The organism is Thermomonas sp. HDW16 (assembly GCF_011302915.1).
In the GTDB taxonomy this organism is placed as follows: Bacteria; Pseudomonadota; Gammaproteobacteria; order Xanthomonadales; family Xanthomonadaceae; genus Thermomonas.
Map to the genome: position 1 here is coordinate 2411586 of NZ_CP049872.1, position 16845 is coordinate 2428430.

The 16845-nt window shown below is 65.9% G+C and carries 21 protein-coding genes; 14 read left to right on the forward strand and 7 right to left on the reverse strand.

The features are described from left to right. Positions 1–3: 3 nt before the first annotated feature. Genes hemA through ppk2 form a run of 6 tightly spaced genes read left to right on the forward strand, consistent with a single transcriptional unit; the run spans position 4 to position 4475 of the window. Positions 4–1266, forward strand: coding sequence for a glutamyl-tRNA reductase (gene hemA / locus G7079_RS11430; protein ID WP_166057419.1), 1263 nt, complete (start codon positions 4–6; stop codon positions 1264–1266). Next, positions 1263–2351, forward strand: a complete 1089-nt coding sequence (prfA, locus tag G7079_RS11435; RefSeq protein WP_166057420.1) for a peptide chain release factor 1 — start codon at positions 1263–1265, stop codon at positions 2349–2351. Before hemA ends, prfA begins: the two co-directional genes overlap by 4 nt. Position 2352: 1 nt before the next feature. Continuing rightward, a complete protein-coding gene (locus G7079_RS11440; protein WP_240906178.1) occupies positions 2353–2814 on the forward strand; it encodes a GNAT family N-acetyltransferase in 462 nt (153 codons plus the stop codon). Between the two features lie 34 nt (positions 2815–2848). After that, the gene (gene moaB, locus G7079_RS11445; RefSeq protein ID WP_166057421.1) at positions 2849–3367 is read left to right on the forward strand and encodes a molybdenum cofactor biosynthesis protein B; all 519 of its coding nucleotides are present in this window, start codon (positions 2849–2851) and stop codon (positions 3365–3367) included. 2 nt (positions 3368–3369) lie between these two features. Beyond that, positions 3370–3702: a hypothetical protein gene (locus G7079_RS11450; RefSeq protein ID WP_166057422.1), complete on the forward strand. Its 333-nt coding sequence runs from the start codon at positions 3370–3372 to the stop codon at positions 3700–3702. Continuing rightward, a complete protein-coding gene (gene ppk2 / locus G7079_RS11455; RefSeq protein ID WP_166057423.1) occupies positions 3699–4475 on the forward strand; it encodes a polyphosphate kinase 2 in 777 nt (258 codons plus the stop codon). Before G7079_RS11450 ends, ppk2 begins: the two co-directional genes overlap by 4 nt. 3 nt (positions 4476–4478) lie before the next feature. Here ppk2 and G7079_RS11460 read toward each other — a convergent pair whose 3' ends face one another. From G7079_RS11460 to G7079_RS11470, 3 genes are read right to left on the reverse strand one after another with little or no spacing between them, the layout of a single operon-like run. Then, the gene (locus tag G7079_RS11460; RefSeq protein WP_206203209.1) at positions 4479–4757 is read right to left on the reverse strand and encodes an acylphosphatase; all 279 of its coding nucleotides are present in this window, start codon (positions 4755–4757) and stop codon (positions 4479–4481) included. A gap of 8 nt (positions 4758–4765) precedes the next feature. Further along, positions 4766–5329: a TlpA disulfide reductase family protein gene (locus tag G7079_RS11465; RefSeq protein ID WP_166057425.1), complete on the reverse strand. Its 564-nt coding sequence runs from the start codon at positions 5327–5329 to the stop codon at positions 4766–4768. Positions 5330–5332: 3 nt separating this feature from the next. Beyond that, complete coding sequence (locus G7079_RS11470) at positions 5333–6604, reverse strand: YihY family inner membrane protein (RefSeq protein ID WP_166057426.1); 1272 nt, start codon at positions 6602–6604, stop codon at positions 5333–5335. A gap of 87 nt (positions 6605–6691) precedes the next feature. Between G7079_RS11470 and wrbA the strand changes: the two genes are divergently transcribed. From wrbA to G7079_RS11490, 4 genes are read left to right on the forward strand one after another with little or no spacing between them, the layout of a single operon-like run. Continuing rightward, entirely contained in the window at positions 6692–7285 is a 594-nt protein-coding gene (wrbA, locus tag G7079_RS11475; protein ID WP_166057427.1) for an NAD(P)H:quinone oxidoreductase, read from the forward strand. Then, a complete protein-coding gene (locus tag G7079_RS11480) occupies positions 7282–7611 on the forward strand; it encodes a DUF2069 domain-containing protein (protein WP_166057428.1) in 330 nt (109 codons plus the stop codon). The genes wrbA and G7079_RS11480 overlap by 4 nt, the downstream gene beginning before the upstream one ends. Beyond that, the gene (locus G7079_RS11485) at positions 7608–9182 is read left to right on the forward strand and encodes a sulfotransferase (protein WP_240906179.1); all 1575 of its coding nucleotides are present in this window, start codon (positions 7608–7610) and stop codon (positions 9180–9182) included. The genes G7079_RS11480 and G7079_RS11485 overlap by 4 nt, the downstream gene beginning before the upstream one ends. 47 nt (positions 9183–9229) lie before the next feature. Further along, on the forward strand, positions 9230–9718 hold the full coding sequence (locus G7079_RS11490; RefSeq protein ID WP_166057429.1) for an asparaginase domain-containing protein: 489 nt from the start codon (positions 9230–9232) through the stop codon (positions 9716–9718). A gap of 105 nt (positions 9719–9823) precedes the next feature. Here G7079_RS11490 and G7079_RS11495 read toward each other — a convergent pair whose 3' ends face one another. Both G7079_RS11495 and sufT read right to left on the reverse strand, forming a co-directional pair. Continuing rightward, a complete protein-coding gene (locus tag G7079_RS11495; RefSeq protein WP_166057430.1) occupies positions 9824–12079 on the reverse strand; it encodes a M4 family metallopeptidase in 2256 nt (751 codons plus the stop codon). Between the two features lie 448 nt (positions 12080–12527). Continuing rightward, positions 12528–13079, reverse strand: coding sequence for a putative Fe-S cluster assembly protein SufT (sufT, locus tag G7079_RS11500; protein ID WP_166057431.1), 552 nt, complete (start codon positions 13077–13079; stop codon positions 12528–12530). Positions 13080–13171: 92 nt separating this feature from the next. Here sufT and G7079_RS11505 point away from each other — a divergent pair, with 92 nt between their 5' ends. Beyond that, a complete protein-coding gene (locus tag G7079_RS11505) occupies positions 13172–13603 on the forward strand; it encodes a hypothetical protein (RefSeq protein WP_166057432.1) in 432 nt (143 codons plus the stop codon). On the opposite strand, the gene G7079_RS11510 is transcribed toward G7079_RS11505, so the two are convergent. Next, on the reverse strand, positions 13578–14966 hold the full coding sequence (locus tag G7079_RS11510; RefSeq protein WP_166057433.1) for an NAD(P)(+) transhydrogenase (Re/Si-specific) subunit beta: 1389 nt from the start codon (positions 14964–14966) through the stop codon (positions 13578–13580). The two genes, G7079_RS11505 and G7079_RS11510, sit on opposite strands and share 26 nt — an antisense overlap. Further along, a complete protein-coding gene (locus G7079_RS11515; protein WP_166057434.1) occupies positions 14963–15274 on the reverse strand; it encodes an NAD(P) transhydrogenase subunit alpha in 312 nt (103 codons plus the stop codon). The genes G7079_RS11510 and G7079_RS11515 overlap by 4 nt, the downstream gene beginning before the upstream one ends. Positions 15275–15439: 165 nt before the next feature. Here G7079_RS11515 and G7079_RS11520 point away from each other — a divergent pair, with 165 nt between their 5' ends. Genes G7079_RS11520 through G7079_RS11530 form a run of 3 tightly spaced genes read left to right on the forward strand, consistent with a single transcriptional unit; the run spans position 15440 to position 16839 of the window. Next, the gene (locus G7079_RS11520; protein ID WP_166057435.1) at positions 15440–16030 is read left to right on the forward strand and encodes an RNA polymerase sigma factor; all 591 of its coding nucleotides are present in this window, start codon (positions 15440–15442) and stop codon (positions 16028–16030) included. Next, entirely contained in the window at positions 16027–16380 is a 354-nt protein-coding gene (locus tag G7079_RS11525; protein WP_166057436.1) for a hypothetical protein, read from the forward strand. Before G7079_RS11520 ends, G7079_RS11525 begins: the two co-directional genes overlap by 4 nt. A 3-nt stretch (positions 16381–16383) precedes the next feature. Beyond that, positions 16384–16839, forward strand: coding sequence for a DUF3106 domain-containing protein (locus tag G7079_RS11530; protein WP_240906181.1), 456 nt, complete (start codon positions 16384–16386; stop codon positions 16837–16839). The last annotated feature ends 6 nt before the right edge of the window (positions 16840–16845 follow it).

A 16845-nucleotide genomic window follows, 5' to 3' on the forward strand; every position in this document is an offset into this window, starting at 1 on the left:
CCGATGAGCCTGCATGTCCTCGGCATCAACCACCAGACCGCGCCGGTTGCCCTGCGCGAGAAGGTGGCGTTCGCGCCGGATGCGCTGGCCACCGCACTGAGCTCGCTGCGCGCGCTGCCGGAGGTGCACGAGGCGGTGCTGCTGTCCACCTGCAACCGCACCGAGCTGTACGCGCATACCGACGACGATGGCCGCGCGCTGTCGGACTGGCTGGCCACCCATCCCGATACCGGCCACGACCTGCACACCTATCTGTATCGCCACCGCGACGGCGACGCCGTGCGCCACCTGTTCCGGGTCGCCACCGGCCTCGACTCGCTGGTGCTAGGCGAGCCGCAGATCCTGGGCCAGGTGAAGCAGGCGTGGGCAGCCTCGCGCGATGCCGGCGCACTCGGTGGTCAGCTCGACCGCCTGTTCCAGCAGGCCTTCGCCACCGCCAAGCGCGCGCGCACCGACACACGCATCGGCGCCAATCCCGTGTCGGTGGCATCGACGGCCGTGCGGCTGGCGCAGGACAGCTTCGCGCGGCTGAGCGAGTCCAGCGTGCTGCTGATCGGCGCCGGCGAGACCATCGAACTGGCCGCACGGCACCTGGTCGAAGCCAAGGCGCAGCGCCTGCTGATCGCCAACCGCACCCTCGCCCATGCGCAAGACCTGGCCACCCGCCATGGCGGCGTGGCCCTGCCGCTAGCCGAACTGGACAAGCACCTGGCCGAAGCCGACATCGTGATTTCAGCCACCGCCAGCCGCGAGCCGGTGCTGCATCGCGCGCAGGTCGAACATGCGCTGCGGCAGCGCCGGCATCGGCCGATGCTGCTGCTGGACCTGGCCGTGCCGCGCGATATCGCCGCGGATGTCTCGGGCCTGCGCGACGTGTTCCTGTACACCGTGGACGATCTGGAACGCGCGATCGAGGACAACCGCCGCAGCCGCCGCGAAGCGGCCGAACAGGCCGAAGCCATCGTCGAGCTGCAGACCGCGCGCTTCGTCGAAGCCATGCACGCCAGCGGCCGCCAGCAACCGATCCTGCGCCTGCGTGCGCATGGCGATGCCGCACGCGCCGAAGCGTTGGCGAAGGCGCAGCAGCAGTTGGCTGCCGGCGCATCGCCGCAGGAAGCACTGGAGTTCCTGGCCCACACGCTGACCAATCGCCTGCTGCACGCGCCCACCGTCGCATTGCGCGAAGCCGCGCTCAGCGGTGATGGCGAACTGCCGCGCGCTGCGGAAAAATTGTTCCCGCACGGCACGAGCGATACCGACGCATGACGCCTGCGCTGCGCCGCAAGCTCGACGCGCTGGTCGAGCGCCGCGAGGAAGTCGAACGGCTACTCGCCGATCCATCGGTGGCGGCCGATCAGACCCGCTTCCGCAACCTGTCGCGCGAATTTTCGACGCTGCAACCGGTCGCCGATGCACTGGCCGCCGAAGCGCAGGCGCGCGCCGACCTCGCCGCCGCCGAAGCGATGCGCGCCGATCCGGAACTGCGCGAACTGGCCGAGGACGAAATCGAAGCCGCGACCCAACGCCTGCAACAACTCGAAGGCGAACTGCTGGCCCAGCTGATCCCCAAGGACGCGCGCGACAGCGGCGGCTTGTACCTGGAAGTGCGCGCCGGCACCGGTGGCGACGAGGCCGCGATCTTTGCCGGCGACCTGTTCCGCATGTACGCGCGCTACGCGGAAACGCAGGGCTGGCGGGTCGAAGTGGAATCGGCCAATGCCGGCGAGCACGGTGGCTACAAGGAAATCGTCGCCCGCGTCGAAGGCGACGGCGCCTACGCGAAACTCAAGTACGAATCAGGCACCCATCGCGTGCAACGCGTGCCGGCCACCGAATCGCAGGGCCGCATCCACACTTCGGCGGCGACGGTGGCGATCATCGCCATCGAACCGGGCGACGATGCCGAGATCGTGATCAATCCGGTCGACCTCAAGGTGGACACCTTCCGCAGCTCCGGCGCCGGCGGCCAGCACGTCAACAAGACCGAATCGGCGATCCGCATCACCCATGTGCCCAGCGGCGTGGTGGTGGAATCGCAGACCGAGCGCAGCCAGCACGCCAACCGCGACAAGGCGATGAAGCGCCTGCAAGCGATGCTGGTGGAAGCCGAACTGGAAAAGCGCGCTGCCGCCACCGCCGCCGACCGCAAGTTGCAGGTCGGTAGCGGCGATCGCAGCCAGCGCATCCGCACCTACAACTTTCCGCAGGGCCGGATCACCGACCACCGCGTCGAGGGCCTGACCCTGTACGACCTGCCGAACATCATCGAAGGCGACCTCGACCTGCTGGTGCTGCGCCTGCAGCAGGAACAGCAGGCCGAGGCGCTGGCGCAACTGGCGCGGGAGAACTGACTTGAGCGATACCACCATTTCCCGCGCCGGCCCGGCCGACCTCGATGCGCTCGCCCTGCTGTTCGACGCCTACCGCCAGTTCTACGGCCAGCCGTCCGATGTGCCGCGCGCCCGCGACTGGCTGCGCAGCCGGCTGCGCGTCGGCGAGTCGGTGGTACTGCTGGCCAAGCGCGATGGCGCCATGGTCGGCTTCGTGCAGCTGTATCCGATGTTCTCCTCGGTGCGCACCGCCAAGACCTGGATCCTCAACGACCTGTATGTCGATGCCGGCGCACGCCGCAGCGGCGCGGCCCGCAGCCTGCTGGACGCCGCGGCGAAGTTCGCCCGCGAGGACGGCGCGGCCGGCATCTCGCTGGAAACCACGCAGGACAATGCCGCCGCCCGCGCGCTGTACCGCGCCGCCGGCTGGAACGAGGACGCGACCCAGTGGTACTCGCTGTCGTTCTCCAGGCAGCACCACTGATGCAGGCGTAACGCGCCCGGCCTACACTCGACGCATGACGGCCGCCTCCGAATTCAAACCACTCTCGCTGTGCGTACTGACCGTGTCGGACACGCGCACGGCGGACAACGACACCTCCGGCGATTACCTCTGCGATGCCTTGCGTGAAGCCGGCCATCGCCTGCACGAGCGCGCCATCGTCCGCGACGACAAGTACGCGATGCGCGCGATCGTCTCGCGCTGGATCGCGGATGGTGGCGTCGACGGCATCTTTGTCACCGGCGGCACCGGCTTCACCGGCCGCGATTCCACCCCCGAAGCGCTGCTGCCGCTGCTGGACAAGCGCATGGATGGCTTCGGCGAATTGTTCCGCGCGTTGAGTTTCGAGGAAATCGGCACCAGCACGCTGCAGTCGCGCGCGTTCGCCGGCCTCGCCAATGCCACCTTCCTGTTCGCCTTGCCCGGCTCCACCTCGGCCTGCCGCACCGGCTGGGAGAAGATCATCGCCGCGCAACTGGATGCACGCACCAAACCCTGCAACCTCGCCAATTTGAAGCCCAGGCTCAAGGAGTGACGATGGCCATCGATACCACCCTGCGACTGCTCAGCAAGGCCAGCGGCCTGACCGTGGTCGATATCGCCACCGCCATCCCGCGCGCCGGCGTGAGCACGGTCAATGCCTGGCTGAAGGGCGACAAGATCCCGGGCAAGGAGCAGATCGACGCGTTGGCGCGCACCTTCGGCGTGCCGGCCGGTGCGTTGCTGGGCGAGCTTGCCAGCACCCTCGACCCCGCACGCACCAAGGGCGAGCACGACCTGCTCGCTGCCTATCGCAGCCTCAACACCCGTCAACAAGGTGCGCTGCTGGAAGTCGCGCGCAGCATGAAACCGGGGAAGCAGAAGAAATGAGCAAGCTCAAGCGCAAGCACTACGAGAAACTACTGGAGCCGATGCAGGAAGAACTGGCGGCGCTGGCACGGTGGACGCAACAGGCTGGCAAGCGCGTGGTGGTGCTGTTCGAGGGCCGCGACACCGCCGGCAAGGGTGGCGCCATCGACGCGATCCGCGAACACGTCAATCCGCGCCAGTGCCGCGTGGCCGCACTGCCGAAACCCAACGAGCGCGAAGCCACCCAGTGGTATTTCCAGCGCTACGTCCCGTACCTGCCGGCCGCCGGCGAGATCGTCCTGTTCGACCGCAGCTGGTACAACCGCGCCGGCGTGGAAAAGGTGATGGGCTTCGCCAGCGACGCGCAGGTGAAAGCCTTCCTGCAGCAAGCCCCGCAGTTCGAGAAACAGCTGGTCGATGACGGCATTCTGCTGTTCAAGTACTGGCTGTGCTGCGACCAGGTGCAGCAGGAAAAACGCTTCGCGCAGCGCCTGGACGATCCGCTCAAGCGCTGGAAGCTCTCGCCCATCGATCTTGAAGCACGCAACAAGTACGGCGAATACACCAAGGCGCGCGAGGCGATGCTGAAAGCCACGCATACCGACTACGCGCCGTGGACGCTGGTGGATTTCAACGACCAGAAGCTGGGCCGGCTGACACTGATCCGCGATTTGCTGGATCGGCTGCCCGACACCCGCGCGGAGGAACAGGCCATCGTGTTCCCGCCGCTGCCTGGCAAGCCGGCGAAGGAACGCTACGGTGCGTTGAAGCCGATCCCGTCGCTCAAGGACTGAGTCCTACAGGATGTCGAAACCCAAAGCTGCAGCATCGACCGCATCCGCATCGAAACGCTGCAGCGATTCCACCCTCGCCAGCGGAGGCCCATGCCGGAGCCATTCGGCCAGCCGTTCGATGGCTGTCGCATCGCCCACCGCCAGCACTTCGACGTCGCCATTGGAAAGATTGCCGGCGTAACCGCGCAAACCCAGCGCCAGGGCTTCGTCCCGCGTGCCGGCGCGAAACCACACGCCCTGCACTTTGCCGCGGACGAGGAAGCGGGCGGCGTAGCTCGTCATCGACAAGCTCACCCAGCCTTGGGGCCGCCCGCCTTGGCGATGTCGTCCTCGATCATCCGCGCGGTGACCGGCCCGGTGTATTGCTTCGCCACCTTGCCATCCGGGGTGATGATGTAGGTCATCGGCAGGCCACGCGGGGTCTCGAAATCCTTTGGCGGGTCATAGACGTCGACCAAGGCAATCGGATAGACCACCGGGTGCGTTTTCATGAAAGCCTGCATCGCCTCCGGCGTGTTGTCCTCGTAGGCCAGACCGATGACCACGATGTGTTCGCGCATCGCGTCCAGGGCGGACAACTCCGGCATTTCCTTCAGGCAAGGCCCGCACCAGGTCGCCCAGAAATTGACGATCACCCACTTGCCGCGCTGTTCCGCCAGGTCGAAGGTCTTGCCGTCCAGCGTGGCGATGCGCAGGGTCGGCTGTTCGACGACGGCGGGAATCCGCGCGGGCCGTACCGGCTGCGCAACGTCAGGCTTCGTCGCGGGCGCGGGCGTCGCCGTGGATTCGGCTTCGCGCTTGCATGCCGCAAGCAAGACCAGCAACAACATCAACATCGCGATCCGCAATTGCATCAATCAGGCTCCTTCGATTCCATCGTACACACTGGACACGCGCTGCTTGAGTTGGTCGCGCAACGGCAGGCGCAGGCCGTCCAGCACGGTCATCACGGCGATGCCGAGTGCATCATCGCGATGCGGCAAGTGCGCTTCCGCCACCGGCACGCGCAGGTGGCAGGCTTCGTATAGTTCGCCGATGGTGACATCATCCAGGTCGCGCGCCAGCAGCCATTCGCCGCTTTCGGCGCGACTGACCACGTCGATCTCGTCCAGCTTGCCCAGCATGTCCTGCACCAGGCTGTCGGTGAGGATGGGTTCCAGTTGCTGGATTTCGTCGCTGTGCAGGCCGCGTCCCTGCGCCCGCGCCTGCTGGAAGCGGCCCAGCATGCGCAGCAGGCCATACAGCTCGTAACCATGTGGAAGCCGCAAGGCGACCGGCTGGTAACGAAACGCCGACATCGAGGAGGCGAACGACGCACCGAACAGGATCGACGTCCAGCCGAAGTAGATCCACAGCAGGAAGATCGGCACGAACGCCAACGGCCCATAGATCTTCTGGTAGGAACCGAAGCTGCCCAGATACAGGCCGATGCCCCACTTCACGGCCTCGAACAAGAGCACCGAAAGCAGAGCGCCAGCCAACGCGTGCCGCCACTGCACCGTGCGATGCGGCACCACCTTGAAGATCGCGGCGAAGGCGAGCATTTCGATCGCCATCGGCGCCAGCCTCAACATGATCGCTTCCAACCAGCGTCCCGGCATGGTCTCGAAGATCGCCAGCGCGAAGAAGCGGGTGGACAGCGCCAGGCTGGTGGCGGCAACCAGGCCGCCCAGGGTGAGCACCGTCCAGTAAACCAGGAAACGGCCGAACTTGGGACGTGCCGTCGGCACCCGCCAGATGCGGTTGAAGATGGATTCCACGCTGCTCAGGGTCACCAGCAGCGAGATCACCAGCGCTAACGCACCTGCGGTGGTGAGCGACTTGGTGTTGGCGGAGAACTCGCTCAGGTAGTTCTGCACCGCACTCGCCGCGCGCGGCACGAAGTTGGCGAAGATGTAGGCCTTGAGGCCGTCGCTCCATTCGTCGAACACCGGGAACGCCGAGAGCACGCCGAACACCACCATGGACAGCGGCACTAGCGCGAACACCGTGGTGAACGACAACGCGCCGGCGGCCTCGAACAGGCGGTCGCCCAGGAATCGCTTCCAGGTGAAGCGGAAGAAGGTGCCGGCGCGCGCACGATCGCGCAGGCGTTCGCTCCAGCGGTTCAGGGAATCCAGTGGCTCCATCGGCACAAGCCTAACCGATGACCCGTTCCCGCCGCGCAGCCCGTCGAATGCCCTATCCTGCGCGCTTCGCCCGACGCATCGCATGTCATGCCCGAGATTCTCGTCCTCTATTACAGCCGCGGCGGTTCGGTGGCGCGCCTGGCGCGACAGATTGCGCGCGGCATCGGCGAGGTCGAAGGCATGTCCGCGCGCCTGCGCACGGTGCCGCCGGTCGCACCGATCACTGAGGTCGCCGCACCGCCAGAGCCGGAAGACGGCGCACCCTACATCGACAAGCGCGACCTGCACGAATGCGCAGGCCTGCTGCTGGGCAGCCCGACCCGCTTCGGCAACATGGCCGCGCCGATGAAGCATTTCATCGACAGCCTTGGCAGCGAATGGGCCAGTGGGGTGTTGGTCGGCAAGCCGGCGGCGGTGTTCACCTCCACCGCCACCATGCACGGCGGCCAGGAATCGACCCTGCTGACCATGTTGGTGCCATTGCTGCACCACGGCTGCGTGGTTGCCGGCATCCCGTTCTCAGAACCGGCGCTCAACACCACCCGCAGCGGCGGCACACCCTATGGCGCCAGCCATGTGGCCGGAATGCAGGACACGCCGGAGCCCAGCGACGATGAGGCGCAACTTGCGCGCGCGCTGGGGCGCCGCGTGGCCATGCTCGCAAGCAGGCTTTCCGCATGAATTCGAAGCGATTGCTTTCCATTGCATTGATCGCATTGGCCGTGTTGTTCGGCCTGTGGGCCGGACGCGGCGGGCACGTCATGGCTGCAGTCCTGCTGCTCGTGTTGCCGCCATTGCTACTGGCAGTTGCCGCATGGCGTGGCTGGCCGCTGGCGGGCTTCGTTGCCGGAGTGTTCGCGCTGCCGTGGTTCAGCCATGGGGTGATGCTGGCGTGGTCGGAACCGGCTGAGCGCGCGTTTGCCCTGATCGAAATCGCACTGGCGCTGGTGGTCGTGTATGCCTCCAGCATCGACGGCATCCGCGTGCGCTTCGGCAAGCAACAATGACAGCCGCCAATCCACGCATGACCGGCCTGGCGCCGGACGACATCGAACGCCTGCATGCCGCCGCCCGCGCAATCCGCGACCGTGCGCCGGCGCAGGCCGAACGCCTGATCGGCGAAGTTCTGGGACGCCATGCGCAGCACGCGGAAGCGCAGCGCTTGCAAGCGATCCTGTTCTTGCACACGCAGCGTGCGATGCAGGCCATCGCCACCTTGCAACAGGCCATTGCGACGCACCCGCACGATGCCCTGCTGCATGCCGACCTCGGCAATGCATACAACACGCGCGGCGAATGCGACGCCGCCATCGCCGCATGGCGACGCGCTGTGGAACTCGACCCGCAACAGGCCGTGCCGTGGTTCAACCTGGGCCGAGCGTTCCATGGCCAGGGCGACAGCAACGCCGCAGTCGACGCCTTGCAGCACGCGCGCGCACTGGCACCGGAAATCCTGCCCGCCGCCGTATTGCTTGGCGATGCGCTGGTGCACCTGGGCCATTTCGATGGCGCCGCCACCCACTATCGCGACGCACTGCGCCTGCATCCCGCCTGCGGCGATGCCTGGCGCGGGTTGTCCAACATCAAGACCGTGCCCTTGTCCGATGCCGATGCCGATGCGCTATCCGCGCAACTGCAGCGCCGCGACATCGCCGACAGTGACCGCGTGGCGATGGGCCATGCGCTGGGCAAGCTGGAGGAAGATCGCGGCCGTCACTCGCAGGCATTCGCCGCCTTCTTGGCCGCGAACGCCCTGCAACAGCGGCTCACGCCATGGCGCCTGCAGCCATTCGAGCACTACGTTCGACAGGCGCTTGCCGCAACCGAATCCCTGCCTGCGCCCATCGACGCAACGCTTGGCCATGAAGTCATCTTCATCGTCGGCCTGCCGCGTTCCGGCTCGACCCTGTTCGAACAGATCCTGGCCGCACACCCGCAAGTCGAAGGCGCAAGCGAACTGGCGGATCTCGGCATCGTCATCCAGCAGGAATCGGTACGCCGTGGCGTGGCGTATCCGCAATGGGTGCCGCAGGCCAGCGCGGAAGACTGGCATCGACTCGGCCGCGACTACCTTGCGCGTACCGCGCATTGGCGCACACGCCGCCCGCGCTTCACCGACAAATTGCCCGACAACTGGAAGCACGCCGGAATCCTGCGCGCCATGCTGCCGGGCGCGACCGTGATCGAGGTTCGTCGCGATCCACTGGAAACCGCCTGGTCCTGCTTCAAGCAGCAGTTCTACAGCCAACCGCATTTCGCCAACGACATGGACAACATCGCGATCTATCTGCGCGATTGTCGGCAGGCGATGGATGCCTGGCGTACGCGCGATCCCGCCCACATCCGACTGCACCGCTACGAGGATTTGCTGGCGGATCCCGACGCACGCATCCATGCCTTGCTGGACGACTGCGGGCTGGATTTCGAACCGGCCTGCCTGCAGCCGCACCAGGCAGCCCGCGCCGTGCGTACCGCCAGCGCCGCGCAGGTACGGCAACCGATTCGCGCGGGGCTGGCGCATGCCGCCTCCTATGGCGCGATGCTGGATCCGCTGCTGCAGCTGACCGGCCTGGGCTGACGCGCACGCCCACTTGCCGGACAATGGCGGCAAGGAGGGCACAGCCCATGGACAATCTGCTCATCGTCACCACCGGCGGCACCATCGACAAGGTCTATTTCGACGCCAAGTCGGACTACCAAGTCGGCGAGCCACAGATCGGCCGCATCCTGCAGGAACTCGGGGTGGCATTCCGCTTCCACGTGATCCCGCTGCTGCGCAAGGACTCGCTGTTCGTGGACGATGCCGACCGCCAGCTGCTGCGCGCCACCATCGCCGCGCAGGAGGAAACCTGCGTGCTGATCACCCACGGCACGGACTCGATGGTGCAGACCGCGCATGTGCTGGCCGACATCCAGGGCAAGACCATCGTGCTGACCGGCGCACTCAACCCTGCACGCTTCGAAGGCTCCGACGCGGAATTCAACATCGGCTGTGCAGTGGGCGCGGTGCAGTCGCTGCCGCCGGGCGTCTACATCGCCATGAACGGCCGCATCTGGGATCCGCGCAAGGTGCGCAAGAACGTGGATGCCAACCGCTTCGAAGCCGCTAGCTGAAGCCTCGCCGCCACTGGCGAGTCGCGCTTCGTTTCTCGCGGGTTTCCCACAAAAAAGAACCCCGGCCGAAGCCGGGGTTCGTGGCCTACCAACTGGCCGACAGGATCAGAACGTGATGCTCCAGCTGTTGATGTAGCCCACGTCGGAACGCGCGCGATCTGCTGCACGCAGCTTCCAGGTACCGTTGAGGGCTTCGCCGGACAGGTTGATGTTGACGGTCTTGTTGATGTTGTCGGCGCTGCCGCCCGAACGGTTGCTGATGTTGTAGACCGAGCCGTCCGGTGCGATCAGGTCGACGATCAGGTCACCAATGTACGGGTGCACGATGTTGACCGCCACCGGAGTGCTGGCCTGGCCATTGCCGGTGCGGCCGGACACGGCGATGCTGCTGGTCACGCCGGTCGAGTTGTTGTCCGGGATGCTGACGTCGGTGCCATTGGTGTAGGTCTGGGTGGATCCACCACCGCCACCGCCGGTGGTGTAGTCGCCGACTAGGCTGACGCCGGAGAACGCCGAATACGCCTTGAGGCGGACGTAGTAGGTACCGGCCGACGGTGCGGCGAAGCTGCAGGTCTCGGCATTGCCGGAGGCATACGGACGGCAGTCGTAGGACGTGTCGGTCGGCGCACTGCCGAACTTCACGTACATGTCGGCATCGCCGGTGCCGCCGGACGTGGTGAAGGTCAGATTGCTGGCGCCGGCCGGCACTACCAGGGTGTAGTTCACCGAGTTGCCGCTGGTCTGGTTGATGCCGGTCACCGCCACGCCCTTGGTGAGCGCGCCGCCGGTGCTGCCACCGCCGCCACCGCCGCCGGAGCAGCTCACGCCAACCGACGAGAATGCGGAAGTCACGTCGGCCACGGTGAAGCCGAGGTCGCCAGCGGCGGTCTCGACACCACAGGCGCCCTGGTTGAAGGTGCTGCTTGCCGTCCAGTACAGATCGTTGGCGCGGGCCATGACCTGGAATGCCTTCTGGGTATTCCAACCCGCCTTGTTGGCCAGCAGGTAGAACGCCTTGTTGTACACGCCGGACGTGTAGTGAACGTCCATCGAGCTGGTGTAGTTGGCGGCGTTGTCGATCGAACTGCCGTCCTGCGGCGGGTTGGCCATGTAACGCAGCGCGCCGGTGCCCTTGAAGATCTCGGCGCCGACCAGCCAGTCGTTGCTGCCGCGCGAGAAGTACTCGGCGGCCTCGCCGGCCATGTCGGAGAACGCTTCGTTCATGCCGCCGGACATGCCGGAGTAGGTCAGGTTGGAGTTCTGCTCGGTGAAGCCGTGCGAGACCTCGTGGCTGGACACGTCCAGGCTGACCAGCGGGTAGAAGGTGCTGGCACCATCGCCGAAGGTCATCGCGCTGCCGTCCCAGTACGCGTTCTCGTAGCCGCTCTTGTAGTGCACCTTCATCACCAGCTGGAAGGTCAACGGCGCGCGGCCCAGGTAGGCCTGGTACATGTCGAAGATCACGCCGCCGAAATAGTGGGCGTCGTTCAGCGGCGAGTACGCACCGTTGATGGTCTTCACTGTGTTGCGCGGGCAGGTGTAGGAGAACGCGGTGGTGCTGGTATTGGTGCTGGCGTTGTTGAGGTTGACGGTCTTGACGTTGGTGTTGTTCATCGTGCACGTCGTACCGCTCTGGGCAACGTCCAGGTAACCGTAGTCGGTGCCGTACTCGTACTGGCCAGTCTTTGCATTGCCGCCAGGGCCGGTGCCGACTTGTGCGTGCTGCAGGTTTTCCCACTGCTTCAGCACGCGGCCGCTGTTGGCATCGATGATGATGCTCGGGCGGGTCGGCGCACCGCCGGTGGCCGAATCGGCGAAGAAGTCGACGTGGTAGGCCAGGTGGCCGCGGCCGTTGCCGTCGACGAAGATCACCAGGTCGGACTTCTCGTTGCGGGTCAGCATGCCGCCAATGCCGTTGCCCAGGCCGGCGCGCTTGCCGGCAACCAGCGCATTGGCCTTGCTCAGGCGGGGCGTGGTCGACGCGATGTCCTGCTCAAGACCGGTGATCATGTTGCCGAACATGGTGCGCACGTTGCCGGCGCCGTCTTCGCTGACCACCACGCCCTCACCGAAGATCGGGATGCCGCGGTAGGCCTGGGTGTACCGGTAGTTGCGCACGCCATGGTCTTCGCGCTTGACCTTCATCAGCAGCTGCGAGTTGGCGTCGGCTCCCATGAACTGTGCGTGGCGGCTGTGCGCCATCGCGGCCACGCCCTTGGCGGCGACCGCAGTGTTGTACTGCTGCTTGAGCTGGTTCAGGTTCTGCTTCTGCAGATCAACCTTGCCCGCGGCCTGCGCGCCGGTCGCGACGAGCGACAAGGCGATGGCGGCGGCGAGGCTGTTGAGACGGCGCTGATTCACTGGCATGTACCCCTATAGGTGGATTGGAGGCCGCGGCATGCGGCGTGGCAAATACAGGCACAAACTTCCCGTTGATCCGGCCAGGACATTCCCCTGTTGACCTGATTTCATGACGGGAGTCGCCCCAGGAAGCTGAATGAACCTGAAGCGAAGCGCGAGCGTCATGTGGGGTTGGGAATACCGTCAAGTATTCGAGGGCATAAGCAGATAACTTTTCTGCATATGAATGGTTGCAAACGTAAGCAATGGCGGTGTAGAGCCACTTCGATTGATGCTGCTTTGCAGCAAATTACGCTTGTTCCGGCAGTTGAAGGCCAGAAATGTTGCAGGGCATCACGCTTCTGCGCAGCCCAGACAGGCCAAAAGTGACGTTATGCGGCTATGTCGATGGTCACGACGAATGTAAAAAAGTCACATTCGAAATGTCCGGTCTGTCATCCGAACTGCGTTAGAGCATTCCGGTTTCCAACCGTGCCAGCTCGGACATCATGGTCCGGTTCCACGGCGGGTCGAAGACCAGCTCCACGTCGGCCTCGACAATCGTCGGGATCAGCTCGATCTTGCTGCGCACGTCATCGACCAGGATGTCGCCCATGCCGCAAGCCGGGGCGGTCAGGGTCATCCGCACTTCGACCTCGCGCTGGCCGTCGTCGCGGGGCTTCACCTCGGCCGAATACACCAGCCCCAGTTCGACGATGTTGACCGGGATCTCCGGATCGAAGCAGGTACGCAGCTGGCGCCAGACCAGGGCTTCCACGTCCTCGTCGCTGGCGCCTTCGGGCAGGTCGATGGGTTCTGGCGGTTCCTTGCCGATGGCATCCGCATCCTTGCCGGCGATCCGCATCAGGTTGCCTTCGACGAACACCGTCCAGCTGCCGCCCAGCGATTGGGTGATGTAGCCCACGGTGCCCGCGGGCAGGGTCACTTCCTCGCCCTGCGGGACCAGGACGGCCGCGCAATCGCGCTCGAAACGGACGGGTTCACTGCTTCGGGAGTACATGCGGGCGGGCGACGGACGTGCGGGATCGAATTCGTACCATTCTAGTCCCTTTCGGCACTCGCTAGAATGCGCAACCACATTCCGGCCCCACCATGACAGCTTCCCCCCGCACCATTCCCCTCCCCGCTCTGCTGCTCCTGCTGTGCGGTTGCCTGGGATTCGCCGCGGCCTGGGTGCTGGCATCACTGGCGCTGGAAACGCATGGTGCTTGGCTGGCACCGCTGGCCGCGCTGGACGCACTGCTGATGCTCAAGCTGGGCCATGCGACGGCCGGATGGCGGCGCGCCACCATCGCCACATGCGCAACCGCCACCACGATCCTGATCGCGAATTGGGGCATCGCAGCGACCGAAATCGGCCGCAGCATGGGCCTGCTGCCTTGGGATTCCGCGCTGCGCCTGGGGCCGGCCTATGCCTGGGAACTGATCCGCCTGGCCAACGGCACCACCGATCTGGCCTGGTACGCGTTGGCCCTGGTGGTGGCGCTGATCGGTGGCCTCAGTGGCCGCCGTCCAGTGCCTTGAGCTCGCTGACCAGCGCGTTCGCCATCTCGCTGCCGTCGCCGTAGAGCATGCGGGTGTTGTCGGCATAGAACAGCGCATTCTCGATGCCGGCAAAACCGGTGCCCTTGCCGCGCTTGATGACGATGGTGTTCTTCGAATCCACCACGTCGAGGATCGGCATGCCATAGATCGGCGATGCCGGATCGGTCTTCGCCACCGGATTGACCACGTCGTTGGCGCCGATCACCAGCGACACGTCGGTGTTCTTGAACTCGGGATTGATGTCGTCCATGTCGGCGATCAGGTCGTAGGGCACGCCGGCCTCGGCCAGCAGCACGTTCATATGTCCCGGCATGCGCCCGGCCACCGGGTGGATGGCGAACTTCACCTTCACCCCGCGATCCATCAGCCGCTGCGCCAGTTCCCAGATCTTGTGCTGCGCCTGCGCCACCGCCAAGCCGTAGCCGGGCACGATCACCACGCGCTCGGCGTAGGCCATCATCGCGGCCACGTCGGCGGCTTCGATCGGCTTCATCGAACCGCCGATCTCCTGCATTTCCCCGCTGCTGCCGCCGAAGTTGGAGAACAGCACGTTGCTGATCTTGCGGTTCATCGCCTTGGCCATCAGCCGCGTGAGCAGCATGCCGGCTGCGCCGACCATGGTGCCGGCGATGATCAGCGCCTCGTTGCCCAGCACATAGCCCTCGAACGCCACCGCAAGACCGGTGAACGCGTTGTACAGCGAGATCACCACCGGCATGTCCGCGCCGCCGATCGGCAGCGTCATCAATACACCCAAGGCCAGCGCCAACACGAAGAACGCCACGATCCACGGCATCGCCAGCGTGTGCAGCGCCATCGCCCCGCAGACCACCGCCGCCACCGCCACCGCCGCGTTGAACCACTGCTGGCCGGGGAAGGTGTAGCGCTTGTCCATGCGCCCATCGAGCTTGGCCCAGGCGATGATCGAACCGGTCAGCGAGACCGCGCCGATCAGCGAACCCAGCACCGCCAGCACCGCCGGCACATGGCCGGGCGACTGCCCCGCCGCCGACCAGCGCACCAGCTCCACCGCGCCGATGCCCGCCGCCGAACCGCCGCCCATGCCGTTGAACAGGGCGACCATCTGCGGCATGTCGGTGATCGCCACCTTCTTGCCCCAGACCCAGTTCAGGCCAACGCCGATCACGATCGCCGCGATCATCAGGCCGATGTTATGCAGGCCCGGCAGGAAGAAGGTGGCGATGGTGGCGATCAGCATGCCCACGCCGGCCCACTGGATGCCGCTGCGCGCGGTCTTCGGGCTGGCCATGCGCTGCAGGCCCAGCAGGAACAGGGTCGCCGCGATGAAATAGCTCAGCTTGATCAGGGTGAGAACGGTCACTTGCCGCCCTCCGGCTTCTGAACGGGCTGTTTGCTGGACTTGAACATGTCCAGCATCCGCTCGGTCACCACGTAACCGCCTGCCGCATTGCCCGCGCCCAGGAACACCGCGATGAAGCCCAGCGCCTTTTCCAGGGTGGTATCCGCATGGCCGAGTACGACCATCGCGCCGATCAGCACGATGCCGTGGATGAAGTTGGAACCCGACATCAGCGGGGTATGCAGGATCACCGGCACCCGCGAGATGATCACGTGGCCGGCGATGGCCGCCAGCATGAAGATGTACAGCGCCACGAAGCCGTCGCCCACGATCCACCCCCAAGTTGTCTGTCTGCATCATAACCATGTATCTGGACGCGGCGACTAGTGGCGATCCGTCATGTCAACCGCGCGCTCCGCGGGGCGTTTCCCCTGCACGGCCGGCGCAATCCCGCCCCGGCGGCGAACTGCGGTGCGATACCGATACCGGATGCCATGTTGCTGTTCGACCCCGCTAAGCTTGGTCGCGTGAGCGCCGAAGCCCACCAGAACGTTCCGGCCACCGAGCCGGCGATACCGACGACGCTCGAGGCGTTCCTGGCCGGTATCGACACGCGCGCGTTCCGCTTCGCCGAGATCGCCCTGCGCAACCGCGACGATGCGCTGGACGCGGTACAGGACGCGATGATGAAGATGCTTGCCTACCGTGACCATCCGCCATCGGAATGGAGCCCGTTGTTCTGGAGCATCCTGCGCAACCGCATCGTCGATGTGCAGCGGCGCGGCCTGTTCCGCCTGCGCTGGCTGATCCCCGGCAGCAGCAATGACGACGGCGAACCGCTGGACTGGGCCGACGACAGCCCGGATCCCTCGCGCAACAACGACAGCCGCGAAGCATGGACGCGGATCAGCGCGGCGCTGCGCAAGCTGCCCGCCCGCCAGCGCGAAGCCTTCACCCTGCGCGTGCTGGAAGAACTCGACGTGGCCGATACCGCCCGCGCGATGGGCTGCAGCGAAGGCTCGGTGAAAACGCATCTGTCCCGCGCCCGCGAGGCGATGCAGAAACAACTGGAAGAATTCCGATGAACAGCAACGACAACAAATTCGACGACGCGCTTCGCGCGCACCATGACACCTCGCTGGAACGGTTGTCGCCGCGCACCCGCGCGCAGCTGGCGCAGCGCCGCAATGCCGCCCTGCGCGGCGAACGCGTGCGCCACGGCCATGGCCTGCGCTACGCCGCCGCCGGTTTCGCTGCGCTCGGCGCGTTGGCCATCGGCCTGCAGTTCGGCACGGTGCAGGCGCCGACCACCAGCACGCCTGTTGCCGGCAACGTGGTTTCGAGCACCGCGCCGGTCGCCACGATGCTGGATGAAGACCCCGAGTTCTACGCCTGGCTGGCATCGTCCGATGCGCAGCGGCTCGCGATGGAGTAAGCGATGAACAACACGATCCAGAGCCGCATGATCCGAACCACCCTCCTCGCCCTTGCCCTGTGGCCGGCGTTCGCCTTCGCGCAGGCACAGACCGCGACCACGCAGTACCCGGAATGGGACAAGCTGACGCCTGCCCAGCGCGACGCCTTGGTCGCGCCCCTGCGCGATCGCTGGGACAGCAACCCCGACGACCGCGGCCGCATGATCGAACGCGCGCAACGCTGGAAGACCATGCCGCGCGACCAACGCGACCGCGCCCGCCACGGCATGCAGCGCTGGGAACACATGTCGCCCGAACAGCGCACCGAAGCCCGCGCCCTGTTCCACGCCATGCGTGGTATGGATAACGATCAGCGCAAGGTCTTCCTGGCCGACTGGCGGCAAAAGACCCCGCAACAGAAAGTCGAATGGCTGAAGGCGCATCCGGCACCGGAACGGCGCGAACGCGCGCGACAATAACCCCGC